A 14,298-nucleotide genomic window follows, 5' to 3' on the forward strand; every position below is an offset into this window, starting at 1 on the left:
CGTGTTTTCGACTTCGGTTACTGAAGATTCGACTGTGAACTGTCTTCCCCCCTTCTGTCTGGATCAGCAGGCACACCCAGGACCGCCGAACTTTCAACGCCCTGCTCCCAGGTACCCGGAACCATCGGCGCCCGCGGACCGCCGCCAAATTGATCACCGGCCAAAATCGCGAGACCGGCCGCCTCCACCTCGGCGCCCAGGTAGGCATCCCGAGTCGCAGTCCCAGCAAAACCGAGCCTGCCCGCTCCCTGATCTGAGGCAGCCGCGTTGCCGTCGCTTGCTTCAGGACTGACGCCGCTATCGGAGTTCATGTCCAAAAACTCGTCGCCGTAGTCGCGCGATACGGCACGCCGACGGCGCCGTGCCCGTGACTGCGCCCGACTAGTCGCTGCAGAACCCGCCGCCGGAATAGTGGCCGCCGGCGCCTTCAGACCACCGCGACCACTGACTGTCGGCCCGAATCCGGCGCCCCAATCGTCGCTGCCGCCAACCACGTAAGGAAAACTCAATGACGCCGGAGCAGGTGAAGCCGCTGCCGCGCCCGCAGTCGCTGTCGGCGCCGGCGCCGCAGAGCCGGCGGGAGGCGCCCCGGTTGAGGAAAAACCGGCCACGGACCATCCAGTCTGCCCAACGGTGGCGGCCACGATGGGTGCCGCACCGGCGACCGGTAGCGCAAGCGGCGCAAGCTGAGCTGGCAGTAGGGTCACTGCGCTAAGACCCAGGCTAAGACCAAGCGGCACCAGGAACGGCGAGCTCAATAGCAGGGCCCAGGTCGGCCAGCCAACCAGGTTGAAGAACACCTGATAGCCGATCACGAACAACAGCGGACCGTAAGTAATCAGTGCCGCAACCGGATTCGTCAGAAACGCCTCGATGATCTGTATCGAGTTGCGGATGGGATGCTGCAGGAAGGTGAGGATCTCTTCATACATCCAGGTGGTGAACTTCACGTACGCCTGGAACAACTGCCAAAGCAGTTGCCATGGATCGAACCCCGTTTGCGCCGGTGCGGCGGTCGTTACGGCATCGGCGACGGCACTGGCACCGGGATTCACTACAGGCGGTGCCGGTGTGGTGCGCGGCGCCGACGCGAGCGCTGTCCCCGAAGCTACCTGATAAACACCCATCGTGGTCGCGGCCTGAACCCACATCCGAGCATAGTCGGCTTCATTGACCGCAATCGGAATTGTATTGAGCCCAAAGAAATTTGTTGCTACTAGCACCCCGTGAACCACATGATTGGTGGCCAACTCCAGCAATGAGGGCATGGCCGACAAGGCGGCAGTATAGGCGGCCGCTGCAGCCTCGTGTTCAGCCGCAACTCCTGCGCTATCGGCACTGGCCTGCATCAACCATGCCAGATAGGGGGCATGCGCGGCCACATACCGTTCAGCACTCGAACCGTGCCATACCCCCGCTTGAACTTGCCCCAGGAGCCCACTGAGTTCTGCTGCCGCCGTAGCATATTCAGCACTAAGCGAGTTCCACGCTCCGGCCGCCGCCAGCAGCGGCCCTGGCCCCGGTCCGCCGCTTAGCAACGCCGAATGAACCTCCGGCGGCGAAGCCATCCAAACCGGTCCCAAGGGCGGAGCTAACACGGAGGTTGTCATTAGCCGCCGGTGATCCCATATGTCGCAGCGGCCGCCGCGTCACCGGCTAGATAGCCAGCACCCGATGCGCCTACACCCACACCGGCACGCCCCAGCTCGATAACGCCTTGGGCCGCCACAACGGCATGTTCTACCCCCTGGGCACTGAACCCGGAGGCGGTCTGCAACGACACCGGATCCACTGCCGGCGGCACCACCGCGGTGATCATCGGGGCCGCACCCGCATGCGCCGCCGCCAGTCTCGCGGTCAACGCCTCTACCGCAGCGCTGGTCGCGGCCAAACCCTCGGGCACTACGCGCAACGCCATGACACACACTCCTTCTGTTGCGATTGATCTACCATCAGTGGGACGTATCCCTTCGAGAAACTTCCCCGACAGCCTCTCCGACCAGCGGGTTGACCAGCTGGACATACGACGGGCTGTCACTGTCACCCAAGAACATCGCCCGTCCCGGCGGCATCCGCATGAATCGTTGGCCTCGAATCTTGCCGCTGTCCTGGGGGTTCCCCGACAACATGAGCGTCGTCGCCTGCAAGTCGTTCAAGCGGCGCAGCAGCGGGCTGGTCATTAACGCATGTCCAGACCCGGTGGCACGGGCCGTCACAATCACCCGTAGCCCCAAATCGCCAGCCTGCGAAAGCAGGCCGATCAAATTGGTCCACGGCCGCTGTCCGATAAACGGACCGGACGTCGCCGGCGAGTCCGGCAGCTGGTCGACGTCGTCGATAATCAGGTAGTGGGTGTGGCCGGCATAGGTCCAGTGCGCCAGTTCCGCCGGCGACAGACCCGCCGGCGGCCGCCGCGCTTCGATGAGGTTGGACAGCCCGAGCATTGCCGGGATGATCCGGTCGATGTTGGGAGTGTATTCGTTGTCCGGGAACAACGGCTCGTCGACGAGGTGTAACCGGCGGTCGAGGACGGTGAACGCCACCTGATCGGCTGTGGAGTGCTCCCGGACGGTACGGATAATGTGCCGTAGCAACGTCGTTTTCCCGGACTTGCCGTCACCGAACACCATCACCAACGGGTTCGCGGCAAGGTCAAGCACCACCGGAGCGAGGTCTTCCTCGCGCTGGCCGATCACCACTTGCCCAGTTCCCGGATAGAGTGCGCCGACCGCTTCGGGTTCAAGGTTGGTAGGCAGCAACCGCACCGGCGGCGCAACGACCCCGGGGTGACGGGCGTTGATCACGTCCACTTGGTCCAGCTCCGGAGCCGCGAACAGGAAGTGCTGTGCGGCCATTGTCAACCCGCGACCCGGTTGGTCGTGTGGAACGGCGTCGGCCGGGCGGCGCAGCGCACCAACCACCCGCACATTGCTGTCGCGCGCGTCGTGCAGCTTCAGCTCCAGCCGCAAACCGAGTCCGTCTCGCATCGCGAGCGGCACTTCCAGCCAACTTCCGGTGCTGATAATCACGTGAATGCCATACGCCAATCCGAGGTTCACGAGCTCAGTTACGTTGTTCAACAACGGATTACGAGTATTGAACTGATCGGTATTGTCGCGTCCGAAAGCATAGAGGTTGTCGATAACCAGGAAAACTTCTCCAAAACCATCGTCTACGTGCGAGCTGCCGTTCGAACCGTTACTCCCCCGATCCCGGAACGCCTCCCGCTGCTGTCGGGACAGCAGCAGCTGCTCCAGCTCACCAAAGGTGCGGCGGATGCGCTCGGGTTCCAAGGCAGATGCCACACTCCCGACGTGCGCCAAGTCCTCGAGCGAGCGCAACTGTCCACCGCCGTAGTCCAGGCAGTAGAACGTGACATCGCGCGGCGAGTGCAGACTCGCGGCTGAGAGGATGAACGTTTGTAGCGCAGTCGACTTGCCGGATTTCGGACCGCCGTGAATCAACAGGTTGCCAGCTGACGAAGTGGCGTCGAACACCAATGGGTCGCGGCGCATCTCGAACGGCTTGTCGATCTCACCGAGCGGCCAACGCCGCTGGCGCTCCGGCACCCCGGCCCGTGCCAGCACCGCACCTAGCGGGATCGGCTCGTCGAGTGGAGGCAGCCACAACTGCGGCGCCTTCGGGCCGCAACGCGATAGCTGCTCGCCGATGGTCGCTATCAGCTTCCGCGGTGGGCCGGTCGGTTCGTCGTCTTGCTCTCCACCGGAGATCACCGTGTCCTGGTCCGGTTCCACCACACCCGCGGCGAACAGTTTGGGTTCTGGAATTGATTGCACCACTAAAGCTTTAGTCGCATGTGGCGGATCATAAATGCCGTCCACATAGGTGCTGCGGAACTTTATCGGCGCCGCGCCAGGCGCAGGCACCAGAAAACCGACGCCCTTGTGCTCTTTGCCTGACTCAACGTGATACGCGTCCTCCACACCGATGATCTGCCGAGAAACACCGGGACTGGCCACTTTCAACCCGATCCGGTAGGAGGTGTTCTTGTCGATATCCTTGATCTTGCCGACATCCAGCGTCTGGGAAGCGAACAGAATATGGATGCGGAACGAGCGACCCTTACGCGCTACATAGTCGAACAGCTCCGCGTACTCTGGGTGGTCCGCCAGCATCAGAGTGAACTCGTCAGCGACCACAAACAACGTTGGAATCGGCGGCAAGTCGTGTCCGGACGCTTGAGCTTGCTCACGAGCGTTTTCGTATTCCAGCACCGAGTTGAAAGCGCTGCCCTGGACTCGACGACCCGCTTCCCGTAGCAGCGTCTCACGACGGGCCACCTCGCCGCGCAGCGTGTCGGCGAAGCGTTCAGCCAGCGACTTCTTTTCGGCCATATTCGAGATCACCGCGACAACCTGCGGGAAGTTCCGGAAGCTGTCGGCGCCGGCCTCACCCTTGAAGTCGGCGTAGATGACGATCAGCCGATCAGCCGAATGAGTGGTCAACAGCGACAACAAAATCGACATCAGAGTCTGCGACTTCCCCGAGCCGGTCATGCCGATCATCAGCCCGTGCGGACCCATCCCGCCCTCGGCTTCATCTTTGAGATCGAACATCAGCGGCTCGCCGGTTCCGGTGACTCCGATCGGGACGCGCAATTCGTCGTCGCGGCGCCGCGGCGCCCACAATGTGGGCACATCCAGACGCGACGCATCGGGGATTCCAAGCAGAGTGGTAAAGGTAGCGCCACGAGTGGCCGCCGAGCGCAGCCCTGTGTGCGTCGGGTTCGAGTCCCACCGCGACAGCTGGCGGGCAAGGTGGGAGGCCTCGTCGACGCTGAGCTGGTCGGCTGTCTCGACATAGGGTTGCCAACCACCGGTCTGCCAGCGCTCGATAGCCCCCTGCACGAAACGCAGGATCGGTCTTTCGGGATCCGAATACTGTTCTCGGTGGGGCGGCGTGGCGGAGACGTAAACAACGGTAACCCCAGCTTTGCCCGCCGCCAGCGCAGAGACGTTCAGGTCGTAGTCCGGGTGGTCGACGACGATCAGCAGGTGCCGCTGCGCGTCTGCCGGTTGACCGACGAACACCGGACGGTCGGCGAGTGTTGGCCCCAACATTTCGGCCAACTCATCGGGGTCGGTGGAAAGGTAGCGAGCCGGACCGACGCCGTCGAGCTGACCGGGAATATCCACATGCGGCAACCACTTCAACCAGGACCAGTCTGGGCCCTCTAGATCGCGGGCGGCTAGCGCCACCCCGAGCACCGTGGGATCGTGCCAGGTCACTGCCTGAGCCAGCCACGCCCGCAACGCAGCGCGCGCGTCCGCTGTCTCCCCCAGCACGGTGATCCGCGAAACCTTGGTCAGGTCGATTCCGGTCGGCACGTCGCGAACAGTGCGCTGAGTCTCGAGCAGACTGTGTAATGCGCTGTGCGACACAGGCTCCAGGTCGATCTCTTCGGCAATGTCGTTGACCCGCACCGCTGTGGCCAAGGGCGCCGAGTGCCGACCGGCTCGGACTATGAGGAAGTCGGGGTCCTGAGGGTCACGCTCCCATTGGCGGCGAGACCCAGAAACGGCAGCCAATGCTGTCGGGTCGGGGTGGGACCACTGAGCGGCCTCACGCTGTTCGGCCGCTTGCGCTCGAATGTTGTCGCGGACCACCGACAAATAGCGCAAGTAGTCGGCCCGTTCGGCGTCGACCTCCACCGTACGCATCTTGTTGCCGCTACCGCGGAACAGCGCGGTACCGGCCAGCAACATCACGAACGGGAAGAACAACATCTGCGGGGAGATCAGCCGCATCCCGGTAGCGACCATTGCGATGATCATGCCCACGATAAGCACCACGATCACCACCGGCAGCGCCCGCTGCAGGAAAGGCGGCGGAGTCACCCGCGGCAGCTCAGGAGGTGCCTCGATAGTGATGGTGCCCTTACGGGTTTTCGGCGGCGCCAATCGGCGGCGCGCCTCGAAAATCAGCCGACTCATTGGGGCTCCTCCCGATCCGAAACCACACGGCCAGGTCGCCTATCGGGCGGCAAACCATCATGCGCCAGCAACGCGTCCGCCCGCGACAGCGTCGGCCCGGGCGCCAACAGCGACAGCATCGACCACGGCATGGCGATCGGCGGAGCTTTCAGGCCAAGGGATTGAACAGTTTTTCCGTTCCCAGCGGTTCCGGATCCGGTATCGCCCGCAGTGTCGATGCCATAGCGCACTCCGGTGTCGGAGATCCAGAACAACGATCCCGAGGCCGGCGCAGCCGAACCACCGCCCGCGCTTCGCACGAAATAACCGGTTCCTGGCGCCAGCGCGACACGAGAGGCCATACGCTGGGAGCCGGCACCGACCAGTTCGACGGTCCGTACCCCATCCGGCACCGGCAGCGCCGAACCGGACAATAGGCTCAGGGTGCTGGTCGCCGCCCCCACCGGCTTGCTCCAGTACGCGCAGGTAACAGGGTCGCGCGTCAGCCCAACAAGGCCAACTGGCTGGTCCGGGTAGCCGGTGGTATCCAGGGTCTGCGACACGGGCAGCTTGGCGATCTCGTCAGCATCCAGCCGCGGTGGCCGCTGCAGACCATAGGAGTCGGTGTTGCGCAGAATTGCGGCTAGCACCGGCGAAATCGGCTGCAAGCCGTCTGGAAGCACGGCGTAGTACGTCACAACGTCGGATCCAGTCTTGTCGATGGAATAGTCCTCGACGACCGCACCGACCGGCGCGGACAACGAGAAGTCCGGCTGGTTGCCAGCGTTCGGAATACGGGGCGCTGCCAACGGTGGCGCTTCGGGTATCGCGTTGAACAAACCCAGCGCAATGGGCCGCGGCGTGGGCAGTTCTGCGCCCAGGCCCAAGGCATTGGTGACAGCGTGATCGGCTAAGTCGATCTTGCTGCGCCGGCCGTTCCAGAGCAGCCAGGTGCCAGCGGCCTCCCCTGCCGGGACGTCAACCAGCACCGCCTGCGTGGGGCCGAGTGCGGCCGCTCGGGCCCCGCGGCTGTCGGGCGGGCCAGCTATCACTGTGACGCCAGGACTACCTTCGGTTTGCGCGGACCCAACTGCGTCGCACACAGTCCAGTCCGCGTCACCAGATGCGTTCTGTACCATTCGCTCCGGCGCACCCGGAATCCCGATGAGGTTGCCACGCGGAAACTGATCCAGCTCGCTGCTTTTCACCATCGCGGGGTTGACCGGGCGACCGGCGATCAGCCGGGCCGACGTCAGGTTGAGCACCGGGTGCAGATCTTCACCAACCCGGACGTACATCGCAGCGGTTGACCGATCGGCAAGCACAGGGTTACTGCCTGCCGACTTGTTCGGCCGGATCAGAGAGAACACAAAACAGCCGGCCAGTCCGGTAACCAGGACAAGCACGCCCATCAGGACCGCACGCGACTGGGTCCGTAGCGGGTCGACAAGCATCCTGGTGTCGTGCAGAGCGATTCCGGAGGCGATCCGTCGCATAACGAACCGCCAGCCGCTCACCTGGTGGCGGGTGACGAAGCCGCGACGGTAGACCACTTTGTCCGGGTGTTCGTTGACTGGCGTGCGCGAGGAGAAAGAGCGCCGGCCGTTGTCGTCGTCCCAATCATGGTCAGGTTCCTGGTTGGTCATGCTGGCACCGAGAGACCAAGACCGCGCAGCAGCGGGGTCGCCGTGTTGCCAACATCGTCGGTGGTAATTGTCATCAGATCCTCATCGGTGAATTCACCCGTTCCGGCCTGCTCAGAATGGTCCAGCCTGAATTCGCGCTCTTCCTCAGACCGCTCCACGATATTTCGAACGAACCGGCCGTTGCCGGCGATGTCGAGGCAGCGCCGGGCAATTCCGTTGGCGTCCGGCGATGACGACTCGGCCAGGTGAGTGAACAAGCTCTGCATGTTGTCGAGCGCGGGCTGTTCGAAAACGCTGTCACGTTGCTCTGCCATCAGTCGCGCAATTTCCACCAACTCCGCTGGCGCATACGACGGGAAGTCGATACTGCGCGTGAACCGGGACCGCAAACCTTCGTTGGTGTCGAGGAACTTGTCCAGATCGGCCCGGTAGCCGGCGATGATGACCACCAGCCGGTCGCGGTCGTTCTCCATCCGGGCCAATAAAGTGTCGATAGCGACCAACCCGAAGTCATTCTTGGCTCCGGTGGCCACTAAGGCGTACGCCTCGTCAAGGAACAGCACCCCGTCTAGTGCACTGTCGATGATCGCATTGGTTTTCGCCTCAGTCTCACCGATGTGCTGACCGATGAGATCAGCGCGGTGTACCTCTCGAATGTTCTCCCGCTTCAAAAGACCAAGGCCACAATAGATTTTCGCGACAACCCTGGCAATCGTGGTCTTACCCGTCCCGGGCGGGCCCGCGAACACGAGATGATGAGTTCGCTGGGCTACGGTCAACCCGCGCTGCTGTCGCAGGAGCGCCATAGATACCGAACTCTTCAGCCGGGCCACCTGATCCTTGACTTCGTCTAGACCGATGAATTCGCCGAGCTGCTGCTCCGCCTCTTCCAGCAGGGCGGCCTTGCGCTCGCGGGCCCCCGGGTCGACAAAATCGGCATCGCTGGGCTCGGTGTCAGCGTCCCAAGGGTCGCTTCGGGCATCGATGCGGCCGGCCGTGGTGGTGACGATCCCAAAGCTTGGGTCCGATAGCGCCTGCTCAATCTGCTCGTTTTCCGGGTTGGCCGCGTACAGTTCGTGCAGAACCTCGCTGGCCGCTTCTTCATCAACATGCGCGCGCAAGGCAAGGGCTTTGGCAAGTGCACCGTCGACCGCTGCGACCGCGATGGGCCCTTCGGGCTCCTCCAGGTAAGACAATGCCGGGGCGAACATGCCCAGGCGGGCTAGCGCGGTACCCAAGGTGATCTTGGCAGCGTGCAAATACGCCTCGTCGAGATCGGAGTCATTAACGATCGGGGTCAGTAGCTTGACGACATCCGACCAGCGCTCGGCTCGATAATTGACAACGACCGAAACCCAACGGGCTTCACGGCAGCTCGGGCGCCGCTCGGTGATGGCGGAAACCATCTGGTCGGCCTTGGCGAATTCGGACGCCCCACCTGTTGATACCAGTGCCGAGGCATAGGCGAGCTGGAAGTCGTCGGAATCAGTGGCACGAAAGCGTAAATACAGCCCGGTGTCGTACACAAAGCCCAACGACCCGGGCGTCAACTCAACCTGCCGTTGCAACACGCCGGCGGTGGCCGCGGTGCGCGAAACCGCTTCCAGCACGCGAGTAGACACGTCCCCAGCCGCGGCCAACCCGACCCAGGCGTCGCATTGGTCATGGGCTACGCGACTCAGCGCGGTGAAACCCGATCGAGCGGCGTCCAAGTCGGCCGGCCGTTTGCGGTCATAGATCGCAATGCCCAACGCTCGACAACAGGTGGCAAATCGGCTAACCACGTCACCGTCTACCCGAGAAGCGGCCAACCGATCCGCAAGCATGCCAGTTTCACCCCGTTCCACGGACGCGTCGTCTCCTACAGCTGATTTCACCTAACTCAACCGCCTGAAGTTAGCATTGCATAAGCTATACTGTCGAGGCGGGCGGCCTTAGCTGGCCCATGCCTGCGCACCCGTCACGTGACCGCTGACCTCGGTACTACGACTGACCTCGGTACTACGACCACCAACCGCGGTGTCTAGACATGACCAATAACACAATGACCGGAACTTCTCCGTCTGCAGCTTCGGCACGTAGCGAGCTTACTGAACATGATTTTCATTAGCAACGCCGGGTCCGACTCAATCTTCCGGCAACGCAGCTCGTCATCGCGGCATGAGCAGCGCAAGCCGTTTTTTGGTAGTCAACGGACAGCTTGATCAGTACCAATGAGGCCACGGGGCACTACGACACCGCCTTGACCGCACTGACCAAGGTGTTGCGAACCAATATCGGCGCGACTTCGGAATTCGGTCCCGACACCGGCCGGCCAACCTCGCGCAGGTACTCGGTCAACGGGGTACCGACCGCCGTCCAACCCCGCTGACCGAACCACTCGGTGGCTGGGGCGCACTGCTCGTTGTAGATCAACTCGAAAAATGCATTCCGGCGACCTTCGCTGACCTCGACCCGCTCCTTTTCGAGTTCGACCACCAGGTCGTCGGGAGGCAGCGGGGAAAAGTCCTCGATCGCAAGATGACTACCGGGGCAAGCCAGCCCGTCGATGCCGGCAAAAAGTTGCTCCTGCGCCGCGGCCGGGAGGTAGACCAACAAGCCTTCGACAATCCATGCCGACGGCGCAGCGGAATCAAATCCATTGGCCTGCAACGCTTGTGACCAATCACCCCGTAGGTCAACCGCGACCTCGGCGCGCTTAACCCGCGGCTCCGCGCCGCAGCCATTGAGTACCTCGCGCTTAAAATCGAGGACCTCAGGGCGGTCCAGCTCAAATAGCGTAGTCCCGTCAGGCCACGGTAGCCGGTAAGCACGGGAGTCCAGGCCCGCGGCCACAATGACGACCTGCCGCACACCCGCGTCCGCAGCACGGCGAAAATACGCGTCGAAATACTTGGTACGGGCGCCCTGGAAGTTGACGAAATCCGTACCGAAGTCATCGGTCTTCAGCTGGTGGTCAGGTCGCTTTCCGTCAAGAACGTCGACCCAGGAACCACCCACAGCCCGGCAGAACACCTCCGCATAGGCGTCGACTACCAGCGGCTCCGGTTTTTGCGCCTCCAACGCCCGAGCAGTCGCCACGAATAACGCGGTCGACCCCACACTCGTCGTGATGTCCCAGCTGTCGTTGTCGCTACGCACCACACAAACACTACGCGGTTCGCCAGGTGCGCATCCTGTTCAGGATCGATCCCAGGTCCTCGGCACCATCGGCACCGTTGGACCACTACCAAACTCATCACTGGCCAGCGCGGTCAAACCTGCCGCCTCGCCAACCGAATCGTTGCGCACCGCGTCGGTAAAACCCTGGATTCCAGCATTCCTTTCCGAGATCCCCGCCACCACCGAATCCTCAGTTCTCGGCGGCCCCCAGTCTGGATCAACATCGATATTCATATCCGCGTACTCGTCACCATATTCACGCAGTCCCGCACGCCGCCGCCGACGCCGACGCGCCTGTTCACGCGAGCTTGCCGCTGCCGCCGAACTGGCCGAATCGGGCTCGGGGGCCTTCTTCTTGGCGCTAGCGCTGGCGATCATGCCGGAGCCAAACCCGATTCCGGGGGGAGCGATGGCATAGGGGAATCCGAATCCGCCGCCGCCGGCGCCCGGTGGAGCTGGACCGACGCTGGCGACGGTGCTTGCCGCGGGCGCCGAAGCGGGCGCCGCCCCCGCCAACGCAGGCACCGCACCCGCTGTCGACACGGTCGGGGTCAACCCGGCGACCGGCAGAACTGGCAGGGCCGCTATGGCTGGTGCGACCACAGCGTCGGCGACGGGCTGGATGCCAGCCAAGCCGGACAGCCCGGCAAAACCGGTCACCACCCCCAAATTGGATATGACAGCCCCCATTGCGACCGCAAGCAACTGCGGCGACTGAGCGAGCGCTTGGCCAAGCTGGGCGACGTGGGTCGGCCAGTCGAAGAGGACAAGTTCGGCAACAAACTCGAAAGCACCCACTGGATTAGTGAACAGTTCTTGGACAAAGGTTTGGAATTGCTGACTAAGCTCCAGGGACCGAGCAAGCCACCAGATCGGTTGGGTCGCATCGGTAATGTCGTGCAGGTGGATACCGTTTAAGGTCTCCTCTGCGGGGTCCCAGATAATTCTTCCTCCGCTGATCAGACGCAACAGCTCTGCGACGACGTAGTCGATAGCGGTGGGATCACCATGGTCGTGGTCATCCTCATCCTCGTGGTCGTGGTCGTGGTCGGCGGCGACTTCGGATGTGACGATTTGCGGAGCGGGAGCCATCTGTGGTGTCGCGGCCACCGCAGCCCCCGAAACCGTTTGGTAGGTCGCCATCGTGGCAGCCGCCTGAACCCACATCCGCACGTAGTCGGCCTCATTGAGGGTGATCGGGATGGTGTTGAGCCCGAAGAAATTCGTCGCTAGCAACACACCATGAACAGTGTGGTTGGCGGCCAGCTCAGCCAGCGTCGGCATCGCCGCCAGGGCCGACAGATAGGCGGTAGCCACGGTCTCATGCTGAGCCGCCGCATCCGCGCTGTTCGCCGCGACCTGAAGCAACCAGGTCAGATACGGCGCGTGAGCGGCGACATACCGCTCAGCGGTTGGCCCCAGCCACGCCCCGGCCTGAACAGCCCCCAACAAGGCGGTGAGTTCGTCCGCCGCAGCGGTGTATTCGGCGCTCAGCGACGACCACGCCGCGGCGGCCGACAGCAGCGGCCCGGGCCCGGGGCCGCTGCTGAGCAAGGCGGAATGTACCTCGGGCGGCAACGCCATCCACACTGGGGCGGTCATCGTTGCCGTCCCGCTCGGGGTACGGGGTACAACCTCATTGAAGCACTCCTCTGCCGGCCATCACCGACTTCGGAGATTACTGATTTTGATAATCATTTTCAATACTGCGACACGGGGCTCTGGGAGCAATCGCGAACCCAGCTCAGACCAGGGGCCGACCAGTCCTGATCCGCCGATCCAGGTCCCAGAGCATCAGATTGAACGGGAACTCCCTAACAATCCTCGGCATCCGGCGATTCACCTCGCGCAATACGGCCATCACTCGGTCGAAGCGCCGTTGCCTGGCAGCGTCCCACGACAACCGCATCTCGTCGCGAAACCGCTGCGGCAGGAACCCAGTGGTTATCAACAATGCCGCGTTCTCGGAGAGCTGCCGCAGCGGGCGCGGCACGGAAAGCCCCCGGATTCTGGCCACGGCGATCGGATACAAGAAATCGCGGACCGGATCGCCAATATGAACGTCGCGGAGTGACTCCTGCCAATACCGGTCGAACGCCGCCCGGTCGGCCGGCCACATTTCCGGCGGCACTTGCAATGTGGTGGCCAGCGTCATGCCTTCGCGGTAATGGCGGTCGGCTTCCTTCTCGCCCATCTCACCGACCAGGATGCGTCGGACATCGACACTTCCCTTATACAGACACGCCGCTACCCAAAGCTGCAGCGCAGGGTCGAACGCGTTGTAGCGCACCGGGCTGTGGGCTGTGGAATACACCTGGGCATGCGCACGGTTCACCGCACGCCGGAAGGCTGCTTTCTGCTCGTCGGTGCCCGCGCTGGCGACCGCCAGATAGGTGAATGTGGTGCGCGCTCGCTTGATCGGATGACGATCAATTCGGCCGCTTTCGACCCGGCTTTCGAGGACCCCGTAACCCACACCAGGTCGCGCCAACTGCATGATGACATTCGCCGGGCCAGCCAGTAGCGCCGCGCCGATCAGGCTGTCGTCATTACCCGCCAGCGGCCGATGCCCCCAGGGAGTGTCCGCGATTGGGCGCTCAACATGGGGAAGCCGCTGATGACCCGATTGTCGAATAGCCATCGCTCGACCCACCGCACCTGTCCGCCATTGTGAAAACGCCCGTTTCCTGACATTGCCGCTTTCTCGGCTCGACTGTCAAGATGTGTCTATGCCGTCAAGGCCTCGCACTTCTCCGGGATCCGAGTCAGCCCCGAACGCACTTGCTCGGCCCTACCGTGGCGTCGAGGCCGTTGAACGTCGAGCCGTGCGACGTCGGCGCCTGCTAGAAGCCGGTTTGGACCTGCTCGGGTCTGATCAACCGGAAATACCCGAGCTAACCGTGCGCAGCGTTTGTCAGCGGGCGGGCCTCACTTCCCGCTACTTCTACGAAAGCTTCACCGACAAGGACGAATTCGTCGGTGGCGTCTTCGATGCGGTGGTGGCCGATATCGCTGCTACCAGCCAGGCCGCAGTGGCCGCCGCGCCGGCACGTGAACAGAACCGCGCCGGGATCGCCAACATCGTCCGGACCATCGCCGGTGATGCCCGCATCGGGCGTCTGCTGTTCAATACGCAGCTGGCCAACTCCGTGATCGTACGCAAACGCGCTGAGTCCAATGGTGTATTCGCGATGCTGTCCAGCCAGCATGCGGCCAACTTTCTGCGGGAGCCACCAGACGATCGCGTCAAAGCGGCGGCACACTTCGCAGTCGGTGGCGTTGGCCAAACCATCAGCGCATGGCTCGCCGGCGATGTGCGGCTCACCCCAGATCAGCTCGTAGACCAGCTCACAGTGCTCATCGACGAGATTGCTGATCCAAACCTCTACCAGTGCCACAACGCGCCTACCAGTGCAAGCAGCGGCACTGCTGGGCAATTCAAGCAGCGGTTCGTTGATGGCCACCTGCCCGCCTCAGACCGTTGAGCCGAGAATGACGCCATCGGAACAGACCCGGCCGGCGGTCGGAATCATCGAGTTGGTCGCCAGCGACTGGTA

At 63.1% G+C, this 14,298-nt stretch carries 9 protein-coding genes; 1 reads left to right on the forward strand and 8 read right to left on the reverse strand.

What is annotated here, in order from left to right:
* Positions 1–17: 17 nt before the first annotated feature.
* The 8 genes from ACO07W_RS09580 to ACO07W_RS09615 form a co-directional block, all read right to left on the reverse strand.
* Positions 18–1,568, reverse strand: coding sequence for a PPE family protein (locus ACO07W_RS09580; RefSeq protein WP_421842686.1), 1,551 nt, complete (start codon positions 1,566–1,568; stop codon positions 18–20).
* A gap of 41 nt (positions 1,569–1,609) precedes the next feature.
* Positions 1,610–1,918: a PE family protein gene (locus tag ACO07W_RS09585; protein ID WP_421842688.1), complete on the reverse strand. Its 309-nt coding sequence runs from the start codon at positions 1,916–1,918 to the stop codon at positions 1,610–1,612.
* Between the two features lie 34 nt (positions 1,919–1,952).
* Positions 1,953–5,954: a type VII secretion protein EccCa gene (eccCa, locus tag ACO07W_RS09590; protein WP_421842690.1), complete on the reverse strand. Its 4,002-nt coding sequence runs from the start codon at positions 5,952–5,954 to the stop codon at positions 1,953–1,955.
* On the reverse strand, positions 5,951–7,579 hold the full coding sequence (gene eccB / locus ACO07W_RS09595; RefSeq protein WP_421842692.1) for a type VII secretion protein EccB: 1,629 nt from the start codon (positions 7,577–7,579) through the stop codon (positions 5,951–5,953). Before eccB ends, eccCa begins: the two co-directional genes overlap by 4 nt.
* Positions 7,576–9,426 (reverse strand): type VII secretion AAA-ATPase EccA, encoded by a 1,851-nt coding sequence (gene eccA, locus ACO07W_RS09600; protein ID WP_421845903.1) that lies wholly within the window; start codon positions 9,424–9,426, stop codon positions 7,576–7,578. The genes eccB and eccA overlap by 4 nt, the downstream gene beginning before the upstream one ends.
* Positions 9,427–9,808: 382 nt before the next feature.
* Complete coding sequence (locus tag ACO07W_RS09605; protein WP_421842694.1) at positions 9,809–10,720, reverse strand: class I SAM-dependent methyltransferase; 912 nt, start codon at positions 10,718–10,720, stop codon at positions 9,809–9,811.
* A gap of 39 nt (positions 10,721–10,759) precedes the next feature.
* Positions 10,760–12,343: a PPE family protein gene (locus ACO07W_RS09610; protein ID WP_421842696.1), complete on the reverse strand. Its 1,584-nt coding sequence runs from the start codon at positions 12,341–12,343 to the stop codon at positions 10,760–10,762.
* 142 nt (positions 12,344–12,485) lie between these two features.
* A complete protein-coding gene (locus ACO07W_RS09615) occupies positions 12,486–13,382 on the reverse strand; it encodes an oxygenase MpaB family protein (protein WP_421842698.1) in 897 nt (298 codons plus the stop codon).
* 88 nt (positions 13,383–13,470) lie between these two features.
* Between ACO07W_RS09615 and ACO07W_RS09620 the strand changes: the two genes are divergently transcribed.
* Complete coding sequence (locus ACO07W_RS09620) at positions 13,471–14,226, forward strand: TetR/AcrR family transcriptional regulator (RefSeq protein WP_421842700.1); 756 nt, start codon at positions 13,471–13,473, stop codon at positions 14,224–14,226.
* The last annotated feature ends 72 nt before the right edge of the window (positions 14,227–14,298 follow it).

The sequence above is a fragment of the Mycobacterium sp. genome (assembly GCF_965230835.1).
Classification (GTDB): domain Bacteria; phylum Actinomycetota; class Actinomycetes; order Mycobacteriales; family Mycobacteriaceae; genus Mycobacterium.

What these genes read in the sequence shown, in the direction of transcription:
- ACO07W_RS09580 (WP_421842686.1), bottom strand. Translation starts at nt 1,568, where the DNA reads ATGGCTTCGCCGCCGGAGGTTCATTCGGCGTTGCTAAGCGGCGGACCG.
- ACO07W_RS09585 (WP_421842688.1), bottom strand. Translation starts at nt 1,918, where the DNA reads ATGGCGTTGCGCGTAGTGCCCGAGGGTTTGGCCGCGACCAGCGCTGCG.
- eccCa (WP_421842690.1), bottom strand. Translation starts at nt 5,954, where the DNA reads ATGAGTCGGCTGATTTTCGAGGCGCGCCGCCGATTGGCGCCGCCGAAA.
- eccB (WP_421842692.1), bottom strand. Translation starts at nt 7,579, where the DNA reads ATGACCAACCAGGAACCTGACCATGATTGGGACGACGACAACGGCCGG.
- ACO07W_RS09610 (WP_421842696.1), bottom strand. Translation starts at nt 12,343, where the DNA reads ATGACCGCCCCAGTGTGGATGGCGTTGCCGCCCGAGGTACATTCCGCC.
- ACO07W_RS09615 (WP_421842698.1), bottom strand. Translation starts at nt 13,382, where the DNA reads ATGGCTATTCGACAATCGGGTCATCAGCGGCTTCCCCATGTTGAGCGC.
- ACO07W_RS09620 (WP_421842700.1), top strand. Translation starts at nt 13,471, where the DNA reads ATGCCGTCAAGGCCTCGCACTTCTCCGGGATCCGAGTCAGCCCCGAAC.